Source organism: Streptomyces sp. NPDC085900 (assembly GCF_044540925.1).
In the GTDB taxonomy this organism is placed as follows: domain Bacteria; phylum Actinomycetota; class Actinomycetes; order Streptomycetales; family Streptomycetaceae; genus Streptomyces; species Streptomyces gilvifuscus.
This window is the reverse complement of sequence record NZ_JBITSP010000012.1, coordinates 238,568-259,770: the sequence shown is the minus strand read 5'-3', so window position 1 is coordinate 259,770 and position 21,203 is coordinate 238,568. Positions and strand designations below refer to the sequence as shown.

At 68.6% G+C, this 21,203-nt stretch carries 18 protein-coding genes and 4 pseudogenes; 8 read left to right on the top strand and 14 right to left on the bottom strand.

Annotation, left to right across the window (positions count from 1 at the left end; translation table 11 throughout):
* Positions 1 to 206 precede the first annotated feature (206 nt).
* The 3 genes from ACIGDI_RS34550 to ACIGDI_RS34540 form a co-directional block, all read right to left on the bottom strand.
* Positions 207 to 1,289, bottom strand: a complete 1,083-nt coding sequence (locus ACIGDI_RS34550; protein WP_399905126.1) for a hypothetical protein — start codon at positions 1,287 to 1,289, stop codon at positions 207 to 209.
* A gap of 447 nt (positions 1,290 to 1,736) precedes the next feature.
* Positions 1,737 to 2,180: a hypothetical protein gene (locus ACIGDI_RS34545; protein ID WP_399905124.1), complete on the bottom strand. Its 444-nt coding sequence runs from the start codon at positions 2,178 to 2,180 to the stop codon at positions 1,737 to 1,739.
* A 176-nt stretch (positions 2,181 to 2,356) separates the two neighbouring features.
* Positions 2,357 to 2,761 carry a hypothetical protein gene (locus ACIGDI_RS34540; protein ID WP_399905121.1) on the bottom strand — a complete coding sequence of 135 codons (405 nt, stop codon included), beginning with the start codon at positions 2,759 to 2,761 and terminating at the stop codon, positions 2,357 to 2,359.
* A 171-nt stretch (positions 2,762 to 2,932) separates the two neighbouring features.
* Here ACIGDI_RS34540 and ACIGDI_RS34535 point away from each other — a divergent pair, with 171 nt between their 5' ends.
* The gene (locus tag ACIGDI_RS34535; RefSeq protein ID WP_399905118.1) at positions 2,933 to 5,764 is read left to right on the top strand and encodes a BTAD domain-containing putative transcriptional regulator; all 2,832 of its coding nucleotides are present in this window, start codon (positions 2,933 to 2,935) and stop codon (positions 5,762 to 5,764) included.
* 196 nt (positions 5,765 to 5,960) lie between these two features.
* On the opposite strand, the gene ACIGDI_RS34530 is transcribed toward ACIGDI_RS34535, so the two are convergent.
* The 5 genes and pseudogenes from ACIGDI_RS34530 to ACIGDI_RS34510 form a co-directional block, all read right to left on the bottom strand.
* Entirely contained in the window at positions 5,961 to 6,506 is a 546-nt protein-coding gene (locus tag ACIGDI_RS34530) for a cysteine hydrolase family protein (RefSeq protein ID WP_399905115.1), read from the bottom strand.
* A gap of 42 nt (positions 6,507 to 6,548) precedes the next feature.
* A pseudogene (locus ACIGDI_RS34525) lies at positions 6,549 to 7,968 on the bottom strand (MFS transporter).
* The gene (locus ACIGDI_RS34520) at positions 7,961 to 8,458 is read right to left on the bottom strand and encodes a MarR family winged helix-turn-helix transcriptional regulator (protein WP_399905318.1); all 498 of its coding nucleotides are present in this window, start codon (positions 8,456 to 8,458) and stop codon (positions 7,961 to 7,963) included. Before ACIGDI_RS34520 ends, ACIGDI_RS34525 begins: the two are co-directional and overlap by 8 nt.
* A 183-nt stretch (positions 8,459 to 8,641) precedes the next feature.
* Positions 8,642 to 9,034: pseudogene (locus ACIGDI_RS34515) on the bottom strand (DUF4232 domain-containing protein); the annotation flags it as partial.
* 102 nt (positions 9,035 to 9,136) lie between these two features.
* Positions 9,137 to 9,994, bottom strand: coding sequence for a LysR family transcriptional regulator (locus ACIGDI_RS34510; RefSeq protein WP_399905112.1), 858 nt, complete (start codon positions 9,992 to 9,994; stop codon positions 9,137 to 9,139).
* A gap of 81 nt (positions 9,995 to 10,075) precedes the next feature.
* Between ACIGDI_RS34510 and ACIGDI_RS34505 the strand changes: the two genes are divergently transcribed.
* Both ACIGDI_RS34505 and ACIGDI_RS34500 read left to right on the top strand, forming a co-directional pair.
* On the top strand, positions 10,076 to 10,570 hold the full coding sequence (locus tag ACIGDI_RS34505; protein WP_399905109.1) for a cupin domain-containing protein: 495 nt from the start codon (positions 10,076 to 10,078) through the stop codon (positions 10,568 to 10,570).
* 120 nt (positions 10,571 to 10,690) lie between these two features.
* Positions 10,691 to 11,050 (top strand): DoxX family protein, encoded by a 360-nt coding sequence (locus ACIGDI_RS34500; RefSeq protein WP_399905106.1) that lies wholly within the window; start codon positions 10,691 to 10,693, stop codon positions 11,048 to 11,050.
* 383 nt (positions 11,051 to 11,433) lie between these two features.
* On the opposite strand, the pseudogene ACIGDI_RS34495 reads toward ACIGDI_RS34500, so the two are convergent.
* The 4 genes and pseudogenes from ACIGDI_RS34495 to ACIGDI_RS34480 form a co-directional block, all read right to left on the bottom strand.
* Positions 11,434 to 11,948, bottom strand: a pseudogene (locus ACIGDI_RS34495) (RICIN domain-containing protein); the annotation flags it as partial.
* A 53-nt stretch (positions 11,949 to 12,001) separates the two neighbouring features.
* Positions 12,002 to 13,048, bottom strand: a complete 1,047-nt coding sequence (locus ACIGDI_RS34490; protein WP_399905103.1) for a helix-turn-helix domain-containing protein — start codon at positions 13,046 to 13,048, stop codon at positions 12,002 to 12,004.
* A 7-nt stretch (positions 13,049 to 13,055) separates the two neighbouring features.
* Positions 13,056 to 13,325: a hypothetical protein gene (locus tag ACIGDI_RS34485; RefSeq protein WP_399905100.1), complete on the bottom strand. Its 270-nt coding sequence runs from the start codon at positions 13,323 to 13,325 to the stop codon at positions 13,056 to 13,058.
* Between the two features lie 474 nt (positions 13,326 to 13,799).
* On the bottom strand, positions 13,800 to 13,991 hold the full coding sequence (locus tag ACIGDI_RS34480; RefSeq protein WP_399905096.1) for a hypothetical protein: 192 nt from the start codon (positions 13,989 to 13,991) through the stop codon (positions 13,800 to 13,802).
* An 8-nt stretch (positions 13,992 to 13,999) separates the two neighbouring features.
* On the opposite strand from ACIGDI_RS34480, the pseudogene ACIGDI_RS34475 reads away from it, so the two are divergent.
* Positions 14,000 to 14,407, top strand: a pseudogene (locus ACIGDI_RS34475) (transposase); the annotation flags it as partial.
* 225 nt (positions 14,408 to 14,632) lie between these two features.
* Here ACIGDI_RS34475 and ACIGDI_RS34470 read toward each other — a convergent pair.
* A complete protein-coding gene (locus ACIGDI_RS34470; protein WP_399905316.1) occupies positions 14,633 to 15,862 on the bottom strand; it encodes an MFS transporter in 1,230 nt (409 codons plus the stop codon).
* Positions 15,863 to 16,090: 228 nt separating this feature from the next.
* Between ACIGDI_RS34470 and ACIGDI_RS34465 the strand changes: the two genes are divergently transcribed.
* Both ACIGDI_RS34465 and ACIGDI_RS34460 read left to right on the top strand, forming a co-directional pair.
* Positions 16,091 to 16,300 carry an FAD-dependent oxidoreductase gene (locus ACIGDI_RS34465; RefSeq protein ID WP_399905093.1) on the top strand — a complete coding sequence of 70 codons (210 nt, stop codon included), beginning with the start codon at positions 16,091 to 16,093 and terminating at the stop codon, positions 16,298 to 16,300.
* 607 nt (positions 16,301 to 16,907) lie between these two features.
* Positions 16,908 to 17,546 carry a TetR/AcrR family transcriptional regulator gene (locus tag ACIGDI_RS34460; protein ID WP_399905090.1) on the top strand — a complete coding sequence of 213 codons (639 nt, stop codon included), beginning with the start codon at positions 16,908 to 16,910 and terminating at the stop codon, positions 17,544 to 17,546.
* Positions 17,547 to 17,722: 176 nt separating this feature from the next.
* Here the strand turns inward: ACIGDI_RS34460 and ACIGDI_RS34455 are convergent, their stop codons facing one another.
* Positions 17,723 to 18,751 carry an AraC family transcriptional regulator gene (locus ACIGDI_RS34455; protein WP_399905087.1) on the bottom strand — a complete coding sequence of 343 codons (1,029 nt, stop codon included), beginning with the start codon at positions 18,749 to 18,751 and terminating at the stop codon, positions 17,723 to 17,725.
* Between the two features lie 108 nt (positions 18,752 to 18,859).
* Here ACIGDI_RS34455 and ACIGDI_RS34450 point away from each other — a divergent pair, with 108 nt between their 5' ends.
* Together ACIGDI_RS34450 and ACIGDI_RS34445 are read left to right on the top strand one after the other, a co-directional pair.
* Complete coding sequence (locus ACIGDI_RS34450; protein WP_399905085.1) at positions 18,860 to 20,233, top strand: flavin-containing monooxygenase; 1,374 nt, start codon at positions 18,860 to 18,862, stop codon at positions 20,231 to 20,233.
* Complete coding sequence (locus ACIGDI_RS34445) at positions 20,230 to 21,072, top strand: SDR family oxidoreductase (RefSeq protein WP_399905082.1); 843 nt, start codon at positions 20,230 to 20,232, stop codon at positions 21,070 to 21,072. The genes ACIGDI_RS34450 and ACIGDI_RS34445 overlap by 4 nt, the downstream gene beginning before the upstream one ends.
* The last annotated feature ends 131 nt before the right edge of the window (positions 21,073 to 21,203 follow it).

Sequence of the window (21,203 nt, the reverse complement as noted above, 5' to 3'; positions counted from 1 at the left end):
CGCAGCGTTTGCGTTCGGGCGCGGGGGCGAGGAGGCACCGTGCGATACCTTTGGAGTCCCAGTAGTCGAGGCCTGCGCTGCTGTTCACGGTTTCGTCGACCATCGCCGGTTCCATCTCTCGGATGCACTGCGGGCCGCAGCGGCAACTGTCTCGGTTCCAGCGGAGCCTGAGGAGGGCGGCTTCAAAGGCGTCGCGGGGCGGCCAGTCAGTTCGTGAGCTCACTTTTGTAGAAGATGGTCGACCGGAACTGGACGGGGTCGTTGCTGTCGTATTTGCTGGAGAAGCCGAACGCGAGTTGGGGCCCGCTCGGAGAGCGGTAGACCGCGATCCCCTGTGGTTCACGGCCGGGGAGCGCGTTGTCACCCGCGTGGGTCTGGAAGATGTCCCTGACCGACTTCCCGCCGTTGTTCATGTCCAGTGTGACTAGGTAGGACGGCCTGGCCGGGTCCGTGGTCTTCTTCGGAGGGCCTCCGTAGAGGAGGTAGGCGTACTGGCCATAGGCGGTCACGCCCTGGAATTCGTCGTCCGTGGTGAGGCCGATATCGCTGTTGCTCGGCAGTTCACGTGCGGTGAGGAGGGGGAGCGGGATGTCGTCGACGAAGCCCTTGCTGAGGACGCTGGGGAGGTCGAAGAGCGCGAGGCGCCACGGGTTTGTGGTTCCCATGTACCGGAGGAGAATCCGGTTGTTGTAGGGATCGATGGCCGGTCTCGGGCAATCGACGAAATCGGAGAGGTGGATGATGAATTTCCTGACCGTCGGGTCCGCGTAACTGAGGTCACCTCCGTCGACGTATTTGAATCGGGCGATGGTGTGGCTGTTGGGCTTGCTGTCGGGGTCTTGGGGATGCAGATTTCTCCAGTCGCCCGGAACCCACATATAGGGGGATCCATAGGTGTCCGGTTCGATGGCTATGTTCGAGCCGTGGTCGAAGCCGTGGATCGCCATGGCGCCCAGGATCTGACCGGACATGTCGGTCCTGGTCACCCAGAGATCCCCGTTGGCGCTGCCGACCTTCGTCTGCACAAGGTAGATGTGGCCGAAGACGTGGTCGAAGGCGAAGGACTGCATCGCCCAGTAGGGCTGGTGGAGCGGGGCGTTCACAAAGAAATTCCCGCCGGCCCCGTCGAGAACGAAGCGCTGCGACGTCCCCACGACAGCGGACGCAGACTGAGCCGCAAACACGGAAAAGCCGCCGCTCGCAGCGACGGCCGCTATGCCTGTACCGGTCCGGAGGAGAGTGCGACGACTGACGGCGGATGCCTCGCCGTCCTCGGTTCTCTCGCGCAACTGCATCACCCTCTACTGATTGTCCAGCTGATGTGGTGGTTCGTGATCACGCTAGCCGCGGGAACGATCGGTGTCCACGGCGCGAACTCCCCCGTGAAACATGGGCACTTCCCGCATGGAATAGGTAGGCCAGGGTCGATCGCCGAGCCCCGCCGGTCTGCCGGCGCGGCGGTCCCGGCGGGCTCGCTTGTCAGCGGCGTTCGTGATGTGACTCGCCGTCATCCATCCGCCGTAAATTGGCCGAGACGAAGGACAAGGCGCCCCCGTCGAACAGACGGGAGTTTCGGCAGTGGGGCGAGACGTCAGTCGGCGACCCTCCGGGGCCCGCCATCGAGATCCGGCACCGCGACTGCGGCGCCCGGGTGCGTGTTGTGGTCAAGTCCCCTGAGGAGCACGCCGCCCTCACCCCCACTGCGGTCACGGTCCAGCCGGGGTCGGCGGCACGTCCTAGCCGTCGACGCTGGTGAAGGTGTGGGAGGTGCACGCGTAGGGCGCGGGGTCGCCGTCGCCGTGCGCGAGGCACACCTTCATGCCGATGTTGTCGCCCGGTGCGACGTTGCCGTTGAAGAACGGGTCCCAGACGACGGCGGCGCCGGCCAGGCCGTTGCCGTTGTACCGGCTGCCCAGGTAGTGGCCGTTCTGCCAGGCGTACGCCTTGACACCGGCGCCGTCAGCGCACATGTCGTGGATCACGAAGTAGTCGTCGTTGTCACCGCCGCCGGGAGCTCCCGGACCGTAGTCGTCGAAGTCCAGACGACCGCAGCCTTCCGGCGTGGTGATGGCCGTACTGTCGTCGGCGGCCAGGGCGGGTCCCGCCGCCAGCACCGCCGTGCTCGCCGCGGCTGCCGTCACGATCAGCAGCTTGGTCAGCGTCTTCTTGCGAGTGTTCATGATTTGATTCCCCCTTTGTTCGCCGGCGGCGCCGGTCCGCGCCGCCATGACTGGGCGGCCGGAGAGCGTTGGTCCCCCCGATGCCACCAACGCTCTCCGACCCGCGCACCCCGCTGTCCTCGTACACCGGGGTGCGAGCTTCTCGATTGCTCACCGGCTACGGTGACTTCCTGCCGTCAGGGGTAGGTGGTGTACACGTGGCAGTCGGCGCAGCCTTTGTGCTGTGCGGCCTGGAGGCCGGAGCCGACGTTGATTCGTGCCTCGGAGGCGTTGTGCACCCAGCCGCTCCACGAGCCACGCCACTTGACCCGCACCCAGGCGTCCCCCTTGCAGGAACCGTCGGATCCCTTGTTGGTCAGCGCGTAGGCGCTCGTGCTCAGCCCTCCGTAGGTGGTCCCGCAGCTTCGAGTCCACGTCACCACGCCCAACGGGCGCGCGCCGTGGCGTGTGCTGTGGGCGGTCACGGACTTGGCAGTCGGCTGTGGCGCGGCCTGGGCCGGGGCGCTCGCCGTCACGCCGGTGGCGATCACGGTCAGGGCACTCGCAACTCCGACGGCGAGTGACTTCGTTCGGGTCCGCATGTCGGTCCTCCCTCGGTGTCCGAGGCGTCCAGGTTCGCTTGACGCCCCGGAGCGCTGGTTTCCGGCTGGCAGGTCCAGGTTGTCGCGCGGGCGTACAGATGGCGCACAGATGCCGTACACGGCCGCTGGGTGCGGTGTTTTAGTGGACTGGGTCTGTTTCCGGTGTGTGACGTGCGTCAGGGGGGATCGGTGGAGTTCCGGCTGCTGGGACCGGTGGAGGTTCGCCACGGTGGTGAGGTGCTCGCGTTGGGCGGGCCGCGTCAGCGAGCCGTGCTGGCGGTACTCGCGCTGCGCGCCAACGAGGTCGTCACGGTACGGACCCTGGTCGAGGCGGTGTGGGAGACGGCGCCGGCCTCGGCGGACACCAACATCCGCACATATGTCGCGGCACTTCGGCGATTGTTGCGCGAGGACGGCGAACGCCTGATCAGCCGGCCGGCGGGCTATCTGTTCGCCGCGGCAACCGACGAGGTGGACGTGCTCGCGTTCGAGGAGTTGGCCGGCCGCGGGGACCGGGCACTCGCCGAGCGTGACTTCGCCGGCGCGGCCGGGTTCTTCGAGCGGGCGCTGGCGTTGTGGCGGGGAGAGCCGCTGGAGGATCTCGAACTGGGGCCGGGGCCACTGATGGACATCGTGCGATTACAGGAGCGTCGGCTGGCGGTGGCCGAGCGTCATGCCCGGGCTCTGGTGGGCGCCGGTCGCCACGCCGACGCGGTCGCAGGAGTACGACCGCTGCTCACCCGGCATCCGCTCCGGGACGGGCTGTGGGAGGCACTGATCTCGGCCCTGTTCCAGGCAGGGCACCACGCCGAGGCGCTGGACGCCTACGAGCGCATGCGCACGATGGTGTCCGAAGAGCTGGGCAGCGACCCCTCTCCGGCACTGCGGCGGTTGCACCAGCGGATCCTCACCGCCGACCCGGCGGGGTCCGGTCCGGGGAGTACGGGTGGGCCCGAGCCGATACCGCGCCAGCTGCCCGCGCCGCCACCGTCGTTCACCGGCCGCACCGCCGAACTGGCCACTCTGACCGGCGTCCTCGACAAGGCGGCGGCAGCGGGCGGCACGGTGGTGATCTCGGCGCTGTCCGGCGCCGGCGGGATCGGCAAGACATGGCTCGCCCTGCACTGGGCCCAACAGCATCTCGACGGGTTTCCCGACGGGCAGTTGTTCATTGATCTGCGCGGCTTCGCGCCCGGTGCGGAACCGCTCGCGCCGTCTGCAGCACTGAAGGCGTTCCTGCATGGTCTGGGCGTGGAGCCGGGCCTTCTTCCGGCGGACGACGATGCCCTGGTCGGGCTCTACCGCAGTCGTGTGGCCGGCAGGCGCATGCTGATCGTGCTGGACAACGCCTACGATCTGGAGCAGGTCGCTCCACTCCTGCCGGGGAGCCCGGCGTGCGCGGTGCTGGTGACGAGCCGGGACCGTCTGAGCGGGCTGGTCACCGCGCACGGCGCCCATCTGCTTCCGGTGGACGTGCTGCCGGAGTCCGAGGCACGGGAACTGCTGGCGCGCCGGCTCGGCGCCGAGCGGCTGGCCGCCGAACCCGAAGCGGTGGACGACCTGTTGGCCCGCTGCGGTGGCTACCCTCTCGCGCTGGCCATCATCGCCGGTCGCGCCGCCGCGCATCCCGGCTTTCCCCTGCGGGCGCTGGCCGACGAGTTGCGCGACGGCACCGCCCGGCTGGCCGCGCTGGACGAAGGCGACCCGACCGCGGACCTCTCCTCCGTGCTGTCTTGGTCCTACACCGATCTGCCCGCCGCCGAGGCGGAGATGTTCGCGCTGCTGGGCAGCGCGCCCGGCACGGAACTGGGTGTTCCGGCGGTGGCCGCCCTGGCCGCCGTGCCCGTCGCGAAGGCGCGCACCGTCCTGCGGGCCCTGGAGCGCGCTTCGCTGGTACAACAGAGCGTCCCCGGCCGCTGGCGGATGCATGACCTCGTCCACCTCTACGCCGGTGAACGGGCCGAACAGGACCTCCATCCGCACACTCGTGACGCGGCTCTGAACCGGCTGCTCGGCTTCTATCTGCACACCGCCGAAAACGCCGAGCGCCTGATCAATCCGGACACCCAGCCGTTGCGGCTGGGGCCGCCCGGACCCGGCGTGGAGCCACTCGCCTTCGACGACGAGAGTTCCGCGCTGGCGTGGTTCGACACCGAGCACACCAACCTGCTCACCGCCCTCCGGCTCGCCGCCGCCCGGGGCCGGCATCGCGCGGTCTGGCAGTTCGCTCTGGCGCTGGACGCCTACCACGTCCGACGCGGTCACCTCCACGACGACCTCGCCGCGTGGCAGGCCGCGCTCAACGCCGCCGACCACCTCGACGACCCGGAAGGTCGCGCCCTCGCGCACCGGCACCTCGGCGTGGCCCACGCCGACCTCGCCCGACACGACGAGGCACTGGAACACTTCCGGGAAGCGCTCGCGCTGTCCGAAGAGGCCGACGACCTCGCCGGACAGGCTCGCACCCACCACACACTGGCCTGGGCGTGGGGACGGCGGGGCGAGTACCGGCCGGCCCGCGAACACGCCAGCCGTGCCCTCCACATGTTCCAGGCTCTCGGCAACCACGTCCGCGCGGCCCGGACCCTCAACCAGGTCGGCTGGTACTCCACCCGGCTGGGCGAGCACACCGAGGCGCGCGGTGCCTGCGAGACCGCGTTGGAGGCGCACCGCAGGCACCACGACCGCGAAGGCGAGGCACACACCCTCGACAGCCTCGGCCACATCGCCCACCACACCGGCCGGCTCCCCGAAGCGTTGGAGTACTACCGGCAGGCCCTGGCCCTGTACCGCGAGCTGGGCCACACCTACTCCGAAGCCGACACCCTCGACCGCCTCGGCCACGCGCTCCTCACCGCCGTCCGGGCCGACGCCGCCCGCGTCACGTGGCAGCAGGCCCTCGACCTGTATCAGGCCCAGCACCGCACAGAGCAGGCCGACCAGGTCCGGCGCCAGCTGAGCGCCCTCGACGAGCACAAGGGGCCTGACGCTAAGGAGGGTTGAGCCGACGTCACGCGCCGTATGGCCGAGGTCGCCCATGCCCGCAGTGGCCGCAGGCCGTTGAGACCGACGATCACGGGCGAGCCCCCATGGTCGGCCACGCCGAGCGGCAGCGGCAGACTGCCCGCGAGGTCCCGTACGCCCCCCCGGGGTGGGACCGCCTCGCCGGCGGGGGCCCGTACCCCAGGGCGCGGCCCTTCTAGAGCGTCGCCGTCCACTCCGCCACCGTCGCGACCTCGCCCCGCTTCGCGAGGAGGTCCTTCATCAGGACGTCGTGCAGCGCCGGGCTCGGGTCGGCGCACGCGTCCGAGAGCGTCGTGAGCCGGTAGTCCAGGTCGAACGCCTGGAGCGCCGTGGAGAGTACGATGCCGCCGGTCGCGATGCCCGCGAGGGCGAGGTGGCCGATGCCCTGGGCGCGGAGGATCTGGTCGAGGTTGGTGCCCGCGAAGGCGCTGACGCGGTTCTTGTACAGGACGACCTCGTCGGGCGCGGGGGCCACGTCCGGGTGGATCTCGGCCTCCGGGTCACCCGGTACGAAGCGGTCGTGCGGGAGAGCGCCGAACACCGCGTTGTTCGGGTGCGCGTCGACGTGCCCGGCGCGCAGGCGGAGGGCGACGTGGAGGACGAGGACTCCCTTCTCCCGAGCGGCCTTCAGGGCGGCGGCGGCCTGGGCGAGGGCGGTAGGGTCCGCGCGGGTGGCGTGGGCGTTCTGAAAGTCCATGAGGAGCAGGGCGGTGCGGGACATGAGGGTGCCTTTCACTTGCGGGAAATCCGGGTGGGAGGGGAGTCAGTCCGACGTGCCGATCCCGGCCGAGGGAGCGGTCGAAGAGGGTCATGACGAGGAACACCGCACCGGCGCCGAGCATGATCCACGACAGTTCGTGCATGCCGCCCGTGTCGGCGCGCTCCCCGAACGAGGCGGCGCTCGCGGACGAGGCGACCATCGAGCCGAGGTAGGCGAAGGTGCGCAGGAGCCCGGCGGAGGACGCGGTGCGCTCCGGATCGGCCTGGAAGTAGACGGAGTTCTGGAGGGCGAGGTTGTTGAGCCCCTGCGGGACGCCGAACACCAGGGCGACGAGGAGCAGGCCCCACAGCGGGCTGGAGCCGGAGAGCGTGAGCAAAATCAGGCACGCGGCGATCTGCCCGAGCGCGCCGACGAGGAGCTTGCTCCGTACGCCTTTCCGGCGCCCGGACCAGATGGAGACGCCGATGGCGAGAAGGAACATGGGGATCTGCACGAGCCCGGCGCGGAACGGCGAGAGCCCGTACCCCTCCTCGGCCCACTGGCTGAAGCCGTAGAGGAAGGAGTACGCGACGACGTACGCGACGAGGGCGCGCCCGTACGTCGCGAGCAGCGGCGTGTTGCCGCCGAGCACGCGGAGGTCGATGAAGGGCGTGGCGGCGCGCAACTCCCGGAGCGCGAAGGCGCTTCCGGCGAGTAGCGTGATGACGAGCAGGTACCAGTCCCGCAGGTGCAGGTTCATGAGGAACAGCAGCAGCGAGGTGCAGGTGACCGCGAAGAGCGCCATGCCGGGCAAGTCGAGCTGGGCGGCGACCCGGCCGCGCTGCGGACTCTCGCCCGTACCGGCCGACTTGGGCAGTCGCCACCAGCCGAGCAGCACCGCCGCGACGGCGAGCGGGATGTTCAGCGCGAACGTCGCGCGCCAGCCGCCGACCGCGATGAGAAGGCCGCCGAGGAGCGGGCCGATGACGGCGATGGTCTGGTTGGCGACCGCGAGCGCGGTGAGCACGCCGCCGGGGCTGTCGCGCCCGGTCCGCTTCGCCTCGCTCCGTACGAGCGCCATCGCGGCCGGATAGCCGCCGCAGGTGCCGAAACCGAGGAGGACGCGGGCCGCGATGAGGACGCCGAGGTTGGGCGCCAGGGTGCCGAGGACGCCGGCGAGGCCGACGATGCTCGTGCTGATGAGGAAGAGCCTGCGCGGCCCGAAGATGTCGATGAGTCGTCCGACGACGGGCTGCCCGAGCGAAGTCGCGAGGTAGAGCGCCGAGACGAGCCACGCGGTCTTCGACGGGGGCGCGCCGAGCGCGTCACCGATGGGGATGAGCGCGACCGAGATGATCGTTGAGTTGATGGGGTTGAGGACCGAGCCGAGCATCATCGGCGGCAGCAACCGCCGGTTGAAACGGGGCTGTTGGGCCTGGGGATTCTTGTCGCTCGTCCCGGCACTCGTGGCGGGCTCAGTCATGCGTCAGCCGCTCCAGTACGGACATGGCGGCGATGACCGTCTGAAGTTCCTCCTCCGTGCACTCCTCCTGGAGCCGCGTCGCGAGCCATTCGGCACGGGCCTGGCGGCCCTCGTGGACACGGCGGCGGCCCTCGGGCGTGAGGGTGATCAGCAGCCTGCGGCCGTCCTCGGGGTCCGGGGTGCGGACGACGAGGCCGCGTGCGGCGAGCGCGGCGACGGTGGCGGTCATCGACTGGTGCCGGACGCCTTCGGTGGCGGCGAGCACGCTGGTCGTGACCCCGGCCGCCGCCGCGGGCGTCTCGGTCTCGCGGGCGAGGCGGGCGAGCGCGGTGGACTGCCCGAGTGTGAGGTCCTCGGCCTCGGAGGCCCCGAGGATGCGGCGGCGCAGGCGGCTGATGACGACCCTGACCTCGCGGGACGCCTGGACGGCGGCGGGAGAGGGGCGGGGCGGCGAGCCGGGGGTGCCGCTCGCGACGGAATCGGTGGGCATACCACCTACCGTAACTTGTGCAGGGTGAACTGTACAGCCTTGCCTGTACATAGGGCCGAGCGCCGGTGTCTGCCGAAGGTGGGTGACGCCCACCGCCCGGGGGCGAGCGGGCCCGGCTCGGCCCCCGGCGGAGCGGAGGTTTCGGTCAGGGGGACGACGAGGACGTGCCGAGGGGCCGATCGTGAGGGTGCCGCCGCAGAGGCGGATGTCGGCCGTGTTGGAGGAGGTGACGGCCTTGGTGTCGCCCGGGGCGTAGACCTTGATCTTCGCGGGCTCGGCCGCGCTGTCGCCGCCGGTGACGCCCTTCCCCGGCCTCTTGACCACGGCGTGGGCGCTGTCTCCCTTGTCGAGGACGACGTTACAGACCGCGTCGCCGTCCTTGGAGCGGGTGGCGGGTTTGCCGATCTGCTTGCCGCCGCCGTCCAGGAGCGACAGGCCCGCGTAACCGCGTATGCCGCAACGCCCGCCGGTGTTGGTGACCTGGAGGTCGTGGTACCGACTGTTCATCTCCGAGCCCTTGGCGACGAGCTTGACCTTCAGGTGGGGGGCGGTGCAGTCGAGGCGTGTGTCGGTCAGGGCCTGTTTCGCGGCTCACTCGCCACGGGGGATCATTCCTGTTCAAGGGGTCGGGTCCGAGGCAGTGGCCGTCTGGTTGACGGGCTGTGGCAGCACCGGTTGTCAGTGCTCAGGGCGGTAGGCGGATGTGGCGATCTCGATGAAGGACCGGATCAATGGGTTGCGGTCGCTTTCGTTCCACGCCACCACCACTTCACTTGGCGCCATGTCGGTCAGCGGTACGACGGCCAACTCTGCGGGCAGGTCGTGTCCGAGCGGGGCCAGACCGAGCGTGCCGTTCCACAGCACGGCCTGCAGGCATTCTTGGACAGCGCGCACCACTGGGCCCTTCCGCGGCTTGTCGCCGTTCCAGTACGCCTGCCAGAGAGGGTCGGTCCCCGGCGGGAACTGAAACCAGCGGCGGTCGCTCAAGTCGGTCAGCCGCAGCCGGTCGCGTCGGGCCAGCGGATCGTCGGCGCGCAGGACCACGCCGACCGGATCGGTCCGCAACACCCGCACCGTCAGAGCGGTCCGGTCGAATGGCGCTCGCGTCAGGGCGACGTCCACCAGTCCGGCGCGCAGCCCGCAGGTCGGGTCGGTCAGATCGGTGTCACGGATGCGGATGTCGATGCCGGGATGGCGTCGGCGGTAAGCGGCGGCCAGCCTTGACACTCCCGGGTCGGTGCCATCCCCCAGGATGCCCACGGTCAGGGTCGTGACGCCGGCCGCCGCGCTCACGCGCACACGGACGCGATCGGCATGGTCGAGCAGCGACCGCGCCTCGTCGAGCAGCACTCTGCCCACCGTAGTGAGCGTGACGCCTGCAGGTGAGCGGGCGAACAGCAAGTCCCCGACATCGGCCTCCAACTGCTTGATCGCCCGGCTCAGCGGCGGCTGACTCATGTGCAGTCGGGTGGCGGCCCGGCCGAAGTGGAGTTCCTCGGCGACCGCCACGAAATAGCGCAAGGTCCGTAGCTCCACGCTGCAACGATACCCACGAGGTATCGGCGCTGCGGGATGGGTCTTGGACAGCGACAAGGCCCTGGCGGTGCACTGGTGAGCATGACCGAAGCAGCCAAGACCAGCCGGCCGCAGACCGGCCCCGCCATATCGGTGATGGGCCCCGGTGACGGGGAGACGATCATTCTGGGCACCACGCGCATGCGCGTCCTGGAGGACGGCAGCCACACCGAGCACCGCCTCGCGATCGCAGAGTCCGTCCTCGCCCCGCACACTCAAGGGCCGCCGCAGCACCGCCACGCCCGACACGACGAGGGCTTCTACATCATCTCCGGCACCGTGCGGTTCACCGTCGGAGACGAGGAACACGATGCCACCGCGGGCACGCTTGTGATGGTTCCGCCCGGTATCCCGCACACCTTCGCCAACCGGACCGACCAACCCGCCGTCATGCTCAGCACATTCACGCCCGACCTGTACGTGCAGTACTTCCGAGACCTCCAAGACACGTTCACCGTCGGCCGGTCGCCGACGCCCCAAGCCAACATCGACGCGATGAAGCGCTACGCCACCGAGCCTGCCACGGACCTCGCCTGAAGCCGATGGCCCGGCACGACCCGGCCGCTCCTCGGACGACGGGCCGGGCCTTCTCCAGGCACCTGTTGGTAGTCGACGCCATCGACGGGACCCCGGGAACGGTGGCCCAGAACGGGAACCATGAACCTCGCCTATTGGATCGTCGCGGGACTTCTCGCCCTCTTCTACTTCTACGCGGGCGCGATAAAGGTGAGCCGCAGCCGCGATCAACTCCGACCGATGATGGCCTGGGTCGACCGCATGCCGTTGTCTGTCTTGAGGCTGTTGGGAGCGGTCGAACTACTGGGCGCGACCGGACTGATCCTGCCGCCGCTGACCGGCATCGCTCCCTCACTGGCGCCAGCCGCGGCCATCGGCTTCGTACTCCTGCAGATCGGTGCAGTCGCCGTCCACCTGACCGGCGAAGATCGCCGGATCACGCTCAACGTCGGGCTCATCATCACTGCGACCGTGACCATCTGGCTGGCCACCGGATTGTAATGGAGGAGCACCGTGTTGACCGGAGGCTCCGCCTGAATGCAACCGCCACGGGGCCTCTGTCGTGTCTCCTGCACAACGAACACGCCGTCATCCACGTGCTGCTCGATGGGGGCACAATTGTTTGCTGTGGCCTTTCGGCACGATTACCGCGAGTTGAAACTGGTCCTTGGCCTGGCTCGCTTCGAGGGCCGCCCCCGGAACGGCTGCTATCAGGCCACCAACGAACTGCCGTCTGTCGGTCGACATGGAAGAACGGATGGCGCAGGGTTCACCCCATGTCTGTTCTTTCCTCGATGCTGTGATGTTCGGGGGTGAGGCGGTGGAGGCGGCGGGCAGGCCCGAGGGCGCGCCCGCCGGGGCCGTGGGTCATGACGCTGCGGGAGTCACAGCGTCGTGAAGGTCCACTGCAGGTTGGTGCTGGTGCCGTAGGTCCACTGCTTGGTGACCGAGCCCGAGGTGACGTTGCCGCCGCCGTCGAGGACCAGGCCGGTGGTGCGGTTGGCGATCGTGTAGCTGCTGCCGCCCCGGGGGGTGATCTTCCACTGCTGGTTGGGGCCGCCGTTCCAGGGCGCCTGCTGGGCCGGGGAGCCGTCGGCGGTGTTGCCCCAGCCGTCGGCGACCATGCCGTTGGTGCGGTTGACCAGCTTGTAGTAGCCGCCGCCACGTCGACCGCCTGCCAGTGGAGGTTGGTGCTGGAGTCCCAGCTCCACTGCTTGAGATTGGATCCGGAGGCGACGTTGCCGCCGCTGTCCAGGGCGAGACCGTCGGTGACGTTGGTGATCCGGAAGTACTTCGACGGGTTGAACTGGACCCTGAGCGAGGTGATCTGGTCGTTGTTGCCGGTGACCCTGAGGTCCGGGTTGTCGGCGGTGAAGGTCCAGGCGGTGCCGGTAACGTTCCACTGCGCGAGTTGCTTCTTCCTCCAGCCGCCGTCGGCTGCGTGGTGCCTGTTCAGGCCGCCTTGTGTCCGGCGGAAGCATGCTCTTGGCACAAGAGGCACGGGGTGGACCAGTCATCTGGCGATGTCTTGCTCCGTGCCTCGCCAGCTGCGGTAGGTCCGCTGCCGCCGCCCGACGGCCTCCGCGGTGCTGGCTTAGATCCGCCGGACTGCGGCCCGCGCCCGTGCTTGGGGCTGGACGTACTCTTCACCTCGACCACCACGTACCTGCCGTCGTGTTGCACCATGTAGTCCGGTTGCCAGGGGCGGACCTGGTCCGCGGTGAACCCATTGCGGACAGCCTCGGCGATCACATGGCTGGTATGCAGGTCGGCCGAATCGCCCGTCGGAAGCGGCTGGAAGGTATCGCCCTGCATGGCGGACCAGAAGGCTGCCGGGCCCGTTGCCCGCTGACGCCGCTGGCGCAGCGCCACCCGGCGCTCGACGTCCGACCCGGGGACATCGCCGGCAGGCATGGCCCCGGAAAGACTGGCGGACTGGCTGCTGATCTTGGCGAAGGCCGCTAGCCACGGCGTATGCCGCTCGGGCGGGACACCACAGCCGGTCAGGAAGGCTTGCAACTGTGGCTGGTCGGCGGGGATGGTGTCACGGTTGACGATACGGGCCGCGCTGCTGACCGGCAGCGCGAGCGGGTTGCCCGAGCGGTCGCGGATCTCGCGCAGACTCGGTGCTCCTGCCTGCTCGAACACCACCTCCAGTGCCCGGCTCAAGTCACCCTCGTCACCTATAAGTTCGGGCCGAGGGGCACGCAGTTGCGTCAGTCGGCTGCGTTCTTCGATGCGCGCCTGGCGCCACAGCTCATCCGCAGCCAGCACCGCCTCCTGCCCGCCGCCACACCCGTCGACGTAGGCCTCCACGGTGATGCGCTTGGGCACCGTGGTTCCGCAGGCTGCACGCTTCAGAGTGGCCGGTGACAGGCCCGTCCGGCTGGCCAGTTCTTCGTAGGCTATCCCGGCCGACTCCCGCCAGCTGCGCAGGTGTTCGGCCAGTCGGCCACGCGCGGGTCGGCTGTGATCGACCGGCTTCTCTCTGCGTCCCATCCGGCGCCTACTTCCCGGCCGCCGCGCGCAGCACCGCGGAGGCTAGCCCGGCCAGGCGGCGCCGGCCGCCTGCAACGGCGACCACCGCCGCGGCGCCCAGGGCACCGCAGCCGCTCAGCAGCACGAAGATGTCCTGCACCGGCATTCCGGTCATGTGCAGGGCGACTCCCAGGGCGGGGAACGAGACGGCTGTGAAGGCCTGCGGCGCGCCGAATCGGGGAGCCGTGTCCGTCTGGCCGGCCCCGGCCGGGGGTACAGGGGTGCTGTCGATCGACATGCGCGGGTCCTTTCGAAGGCCCCGGCATCAACGAATAACGAATGCGGGGCAGTTGAACGGCTACTGGCTGCAAATCCCGTGTGTGCGAGGGTGATTGGCGTCACCGCTCGCGCCGGGGATGCCTCCATCATTCCAGTCCTGTGGCGGTCCCCGCTGAGGCATCCTCGCCCGCAATGCACCATAGGTGTGTTGTGTCAGGTTTTTGGTTCGGTGGTGTCCAAGAGAGCGGTTCTCACATCCTGGTTACATCCCGCCACCCGCACCGCCCTGACCAGCACGGCCGCGCCGCCTCTGTGCGAACCGACTGCCTGCCCTGCGGCTATGGCTCATCGGTGTCCATGCTCGGCTTGCCCAGGCCGCCTTCTGTAAGTGATGGTGGTCATCAGAACATGACGAGGCCAGGTCCTCCCGGCCCGCGAACGTCCTTGAACCGCTACTGGCTGCAACCGATGCTGACAAGGGCACCCGGCAGACTCACGTTGGCGCGTGATCTGCCCGCACTAAGCCGGCACCCGTCCACCGGGCGCCGGCTTCGTCGTTCAGCCGACCACCACCTTCAGAGGACCGGCGTCGTATCCCGGATTCTGACCATGCGGTCAGAATCAGGCCTTCGACGCCCTTGGCGGTGTCGATGACCTTCTTCACGTCCGGTTCGTTCTCGTACATCGCCCGGACCTGGCGAGCGCTCGCGGCTGATCTACCGGCCCAAGCGGCACGTCGATCACAAGCGGGGCGGCAGACGCAGTTTCACCTGGACCGACTATCGCGACCTGCTGACTGCCGCCTACCAGCAACTCGGCGCACCGATCGTTCTCGTATGGGACAACCTGAACGTCCATAAGGACGCCCGGCTGCGTGAGTTCATCGACAGCCATGACTGGATCAGCTGCTACTTCTTGCCGGCCTATGCACCCGACCTCAACCCCGTCGAGGGCGTCTGGTCACTGCTGCGACGCAGCAGCCAGGCCAATACCGCATTCACCGACCCCGACCACCTGATGCGAGCTCTTCGGCAGGGTCTCCGGCAGATTCAGTACCGCAGCGACCGCCTCGACGGATGTCTCGCTGAAACCGGTCAGACGACATGTCCGCTTCAACCTGGTGCCGAGGTGCCTTTGTGCCCTCGAAAACCCTTCGGTGGGCATGCTGCGGCCAGAGCGGGGCCGTTGGTCGGTCAGATGATCTCAGCGGGTGGTTTCGAGGCTGAGGGCTCGGTGGAGATGTGCGGCGTAGGCCGCATCGACGCCGTACGCAGGGCAGGACGCGGGAGAGACCGTGCAGGGAGCCGACACCGACTGCGGCGACGATCACGGGTAGTGGGAGCCCAGCCCCTGCTGTTCCATTGGCAGCTGCTGCTTGGCAGCGGCTGCGGCGTGCGTCGCGGGTGGGCATGCTGCGGCCAGAGCGGGGGCCCGTCGGGCGAGGGGCGCTGCGGCACCGAGGAACACGGCAGGAATGACAAAGGCAGTGCCGAGGGCGGGACCGGCCGCGACCAAACCGAGCAGGACGGCGCCGGCCACCGCTCCCGCGTAGTTGAACAGATTGACGCGTGCGATCACCTCGTCACTACGTGGGGGCAGCAGCTCACCCGCGGCATTGAACGCCAGTGGTACGAGCGCGCCTGTGGCCAGCCCGGCAGCCGCGAAACCCAGTACGGCCCCCGTCGTGTCATGCACCGATGACACCAGCACGCAGCCGACGATGCCTGCGGCGATGCCGCTGAGTGCGGTCGCGTTGCTTCCGAGCACCCTCGTCAGAGAGTCTGTGGCGAGGCGGGAGACGAGTACGGCGGCTTGATAGGCGGCGTAGCCCAGAGGCACGACCGCCGCCGTGGCTCGCAGGCCTTCGGCCAGATAGACAGAACTCCAGGTGGAAACCGCCGAGTCCACAACGAAGGCCGCGAACACCAGGCCACCCACGGCCCAAATGCCACGCCTTGGCAGCGGAGTACGGTCGGATGCCACGTCGTGGCCGGGACGGGCGGCTCTGCTGCGATCGAACTTCCTGGCACCGGTGAGCGCCACCATCGTTTGCACGGTCGCGGCGACCAGGAGTCCACCTGTTGCCAGGGAGCCCGACGCGGCAAGCCCGGACGTCATCAGCGCCCCGACAATCGCGGCGGCGGTTGACGCCGCATAGAACCGGCCGAGCAGCAGGGCCCCCGTGTGCTTCTGGACCAGCACGCCCTGCATGTTGACCGACGCGTCCACCGCACCGAGCCCAATCCCGTACCCGACGAGTACACAGAGATACGGCACGAAGGGCGGTTCGGACGCCATGATCAGCAGGGCTACCGCCTGAATGCCGAGACCAGCGCACAGGGCTTGCCGGCTGCTCCATCTCACGGCGATCAGATCGGCGAGGACTGATCCGGCGGCGGCGGCGAAGCAGGTGCCAAGCATGATCACAGAGACGAGGGTCTCGCCCATCGTAAGCCGCTCCTTGAAGGCCGGTAGCGCAGTGACGACCGCGGCGTATCCGAGACCTTGAGCCGCGTACGCGGCTCCGACCGTGGCCGCTGTTCCGCCGTGTCTCATCGGCATCTGATGGGTCCCCTCCAGCGCACACCTCGATTGATTGAAACGGGACGCTAGTCCAAGTTTTGCAAGCTGTCACTGGCCGGATGGTCAGCGCTCGACGGCTCTGCCCTTTTTGTTGGATGACCACGGCGGATACCTCGGAGCCATAGTTGGACAATCGTGCAACTATGTCGCCGTCGTCGAACCAAGCTCGACACCTCGTGCGAGAGAACACGAGGATCCACGATGAGTGCTTCGTACGGGCGCCGAGCCGATTCTCCGCCCCGGGTTGACACGGTCGTGATCGGCGCTGGTCTCCCGGGATTGGCCGCCGCACGGACCCTGCGACAGCGCGGGGTGTCGGTCCTGGTCCTGGAGGCAGCGGATGAAGCAGGGGGGCGTGTCCGCAACGCGACCGTGGCCGGTGCCCGCGTCGGACTGGGGGCACCTTCGTAGGTCCGGGGCGGGACCGCGGCATCGCGATCGCAGACGAACTCGGCGTGGACCGCTCTTTCAACGCTGGTCGCCCGGGGTGCTCTCGAAGGCATACGCCGTCTGCTCCGAACCGTTCTGGCGTCATGCGGGCCTCACGGGACATGCGCTCTCGGAGGCGGGGCTCGCATTCATCACCTTCGACGCCGGCCTGCCATGTCGGCCACCGCTGGGCAACGAAAGCAGGCAACTGTGGAGGCAACGGACCACCGCCCGCTACTGGCCGATGGACGATACGGCGGTCCAACGGATCTCCTTGGACGGCCCCGCGGCCACAGGAGTCCACCGGCCGAATCAAGAACGCCGGCTCACCGGCGCGGAGGTTCCCCTTCACCGACGTGCGGACTCACGAGCTCCTGGACCCCGGGATCCGCCTACCATTGGCGCGGCCGTCCACCACGCACGCCGTGGACCGGTCCTGGACTGTCGAGCACCCACGGGATCGTCATCGAAGGGCCGCTGTCCAGGTTCTATGGTGCTCTCCTGGGTGCGCGACTCGCGGCGGCCCGGCATGACGATGGAGCCGTCGGCAACCAGGAGCGACCCGAGAGGAAGGTGGGAAAATCAGCCCATGTCAGGGGACAACAGAGCAGTACGGGAGCGTGGCAGAGCCCGGCGTCAGCTACTCCTCGACGCCGCACTTCAGGTGATCTCCGAGAAGGGGATCGCGGGCGTGACGCATCGGGCAGTGGCTGCCGCCGCCGGAGTACCGCCATCCTCGGCAACCTACTTCTTCGACAGCCTCGATCACCTGATCGCCGAAGCGGTCAGGAGCGCCATGGACCAGGAACTGGAGCACTTGAAGCAGCTCCAGGACATTGTGAGCCAGAGCGATACTCCCGGAAGCCTAATAATCGACCAATTCATCGAGTATTTTCGCGAGATTTCTCCCGAGCACACGGTCGCACAGTTCGAAATGTATCTGTTCGCCTCACGCAGACCCGAGCTGCAGGAAGAGGTCGCTGTCATCATCCAGGCCACGAAGGAGGTGGCCGCTGCGGCGCTCAGAATACGCGGCATCACCGACGGCAGCGCGAGTGCGGCGATCGTGGCACTGATCGACGGGTTCGCTCTGCACAGAGTCGCTGTGCCCGCGCCGGAACAGCTCGTCTCGCTGCACCGCGCCCTGCACGCTCTCGCCATCGGATTCGTCGCACTGGAGAGCGCCGAATCGGCGGTGTCTGACGCGCCCGTGACTTTGTCTGAGTGAAATCGCCGGCTCCAGAAGATTCTGCACAATGATCGCCTCGCCGTTGGCGGCCCTCAAAAATGGTCGTGGACATAGCGATTTCCGGCGTTCATGAAAGGCTTAATACCGTCTTTCTGGGGCGGCGTCGGCCCGAGCCTGTCACCTGCAGTAACACTCCCCTTGGCCTGGTCTGGGCTTCAGCGGTCGCGCCGTTCGGCGCTCGGTGGATGCCCGGTCCAGCGGATGTAGGCCCGGCGGAATTCGCGGGCGTCGCTGAAGCCCACTTCGGTGGCGATTTCGGCGATCTTCAGTCTGGATTCGTGAAGGAGGAAGGTCGCTCGCCGCTGCCGAACCCGGTCTCGTACGGCGCTGAAGCGTTCTCCGGCCGCATCGAGTCGCCGATGCAGGGTGCGGTCGGTGAGGTGCAACTGCCGGGCGGTTTCGGTCATGGACAGGGGTCGTCGCAGGCTCCGGCTGAGCAGGGTCTCGACGGCCACGATGATGTCTGAGTCTCCCCGTCCGGTGTCGAGCAGCCGGCGGCAGGTGTCGACGGCGGCCGCCCGGGTGGGGTCGTTGCGGGTGGGGATGGGGCGGTCCAGCTGCGATGCCGGGAAGAGCATGCGGGTGGCCTCGGCGTCGAACCGCAGGGGGCAGCGGAAGAATCGCCGGTATTCCTGGACGTACGGCGGGGCGGGGTAGGAGAACTCGACAAGGGTGGGCGTGTGGTCGTCTCCGAGGATGGACCGTGTGAGCGCCAGCGTGCTGCACAGCACCTCCTCGCAGAGGAAGGCGATGAGTTCAGGTTCCGGCGACCGCTCATGCAGCCGCAGCGCGAACTCCTGGCCATAGACCTCGAGCTCCAAGTCCATCAGGCTGCCGGACGCCTGGTGAAGTTCCAGTCCGACGGCCAGGGCGTCGGCGGCGGTGGCGCACGACCTGATCGCCAGGCCGAGGATGCCGAAAGTCAGCAGCGCGTCCCGGCCGCCGACCTGCATGCCGACAGGCCCGCCGGGCAGGGCCCGCAGCGCCCGTCGCAGGATCGTGGCGGCCTGGCGGAACGACAGCTTGACCGGCTCGGCGGTGACCAGATGCGCCGGGGTCACCCCCGTGCCGGAGAACCATGAGTCAACGGGGAGGGCTTCGCGCTGCCCCATCTCGACTACGCCAGCCAGCACGGACGGCGGGATGACCGCCTCGCTCAGCCGCGGATCCTGGTACGCGCCCACACCACCCCTCCTGTCCGGTCTGCCCCCCATTCTGGTTGATGCCGCCCTCCCCGCCACGGGGTGAGCAGGACTTTAATCCGGGGCGAACCCAGAGCATAAGGAGGACCTATGGTGAGAACGCCAGAGGTGGTGCACCGAGGCGTCTGCATCATCGGGGCCGGACCCGCCGGATTGTCGGCGGCCCGGGCCCTGCGACGGCTCGGCGTCCCTTACGACCAGTACGAGCGGCATTCGGATGTCGGTGGCATCTGGGACATCGACAACCCGGGGACGCCGATGTACGAGTCGGCGCACTTCATCTCCTCCCGCAAGACGTCCGGGTTCTTCGACTTCCCGATGCCGGACTCCTTCGCCGACTATCCGGGCCACCGGCAGATCCTGAAGTACACCCGGGACTTCGCGGCGGCCTATGGCCTGCGCGAGGCAATCCGCTTCAACTGCACGGTCACCGGCGTCGAGCAAGCCGGCGACGGATGGACGGTGCGGCTCGACGACGGTACCCATCACCGGTACCGGGCGGTAGTGTGCGCCACTGGCACCACCTGGATACCCCGCATCCCGCGACACCCCGGCACTTTCACCGGCGAGATCCGGCACTCGGGGAGCTTCCGCGACCCGGCCGAGTTCCGCGGCAAGCGGGTCCTGATCGTGGGTCTCGGCAACTCGGGCGCCGACATCGCCTGCGACGCGGCCGCGAACGCCGACGCCGCGTTCGTGAGCGTTCGCCGTGGCTACCACGTGATCCCCAAGCACCTGTTCGGTATCCCCACCGACGAGTTCGGCGCGCACGGACCACAGCTTCCGCTGCGCCTTGAGCGCCCGATCTTCAAGCTGCTCCTGCGCGTCCTGCAGGGCGACCTCACCAGGTACGGGCTGCCCAAGCCGGACCACAAACTGTTCGAGTCGCACCCGCTGCTCAACAGCCAGCTGCTGCACCACCTGCAGCACGGCGATGTGGCGATCCGGCCCGACATCGCGGCCCTGGACGGGTCCCGGGTCCGGTTCACCGACGGCGGTACGGAGGAGATCGACCTGATCCTCTACGCCACCGGATACGACTGGACCATCCCTTACGTTCCCGATGAGTATTTCGAGTGGCAGGATGGCCGCCCGGAGCTGTATCTCACCGCGTTCAACCGGTCCCACCACAACCTGTTCGGCCTGGGCTACCTGGAGACCAACTCAAGCGCGTACACCCTGTTCGACCACATCAGCAATGTCCTCGCCCAGTACCTGCACGACCAGGAGCACGCCCCGGCGCGGGCCGCGGCCTTCGACCGGCTGATCGCCGAGGACCGGCCCCGGCTCAGCGGCGGCATCAGCTTCGTGGATTCGGCGCGGCACCGCTCCTACATCGACGCCCGCACCTATCACCGCTACCTCGCCAAGATCCGTAAACGGATCGGCTGGCAGAACCTCACACCTGGCATGTTCGACCAGCAGCGGGCCCAGGCCCCCGCCCGGAAGGCAGGTGTCGCGTGAGCGGCCGTACCGACTGGAGCGGCAGGCACGTCTTGGTCACCGGCGGAAGCAGCGGCATCGGACTCGAACTCGTCCGGCAGTTGCACCGGGCCGGAGCGGTGGTCTCCGTCATCGCCCTCGACGACACCGACCTCAGACAGCTGCGCTCTTCCGCCCTCGACGTGCACGTCCGAGGGGCCGACGTGACCGACGCCGCAGCGATGGACCTGGCCGTCACAGAACTGGCGGCCGAGGTCGGCCCGGTCAGGTCGCTCTTCACCAGCGCCGGAATCAGCAAACCAGGCTACGTCCAAGATCTTGAGCTGGGCGACTTCCGAGCCCAGATGGAGGTCAACTACTTCGGCACCCTGCACGCTGTACGGGCCGTGCTGCCCGGCATGATCCAAGCCGGCGACGGCACGATCACCTGCATTTCCAGCGCGGCCGGACTGCTCGGCGTCTTCGGCTACGCGGCGTACGGCCCGAGCAAGTTCGCCGTACGCGGACTCTGCGCGGTGCTACGGCAGGAGCTCAAACCCCACGGTGTGAGCGTCACCGCCGTCTACCCGCCCGATGTCGACACGCCGCAGTTGGCCATGGAGGAGCCCCTGCAGCCACCCGAGCTCCGAGCGATCAGCGGCACGATCAAACCGCTCACCCCGCAGCGCGTCGCCGAGGCCATCCTGCGCGGCACCGGATCCGGCCGCTCCACCGTCATCCCGGACTTCCAGACTCGAGCGCTCAGCCGTCTCGTCGGCACTGCACCGCAGTTCGTCGACTGGGTACTCGATCGCATCATCGCCAAGGCCCGCCGGCGAAAAGCGGCCGATCCCCGCCGGAACCCCCGGCCCACCCCGTGACACCCACCGCAGGGAGAGATCACCGGCCGCCATGGGCTCGCTCGCGGCGCTGGGCGGTCAGGACCTCGGAGCGAGGCCGCTGCCCCGGAGACCTGTGGGGGGGGGCAAGGGATCGGGCTGTGGAGTGGGGG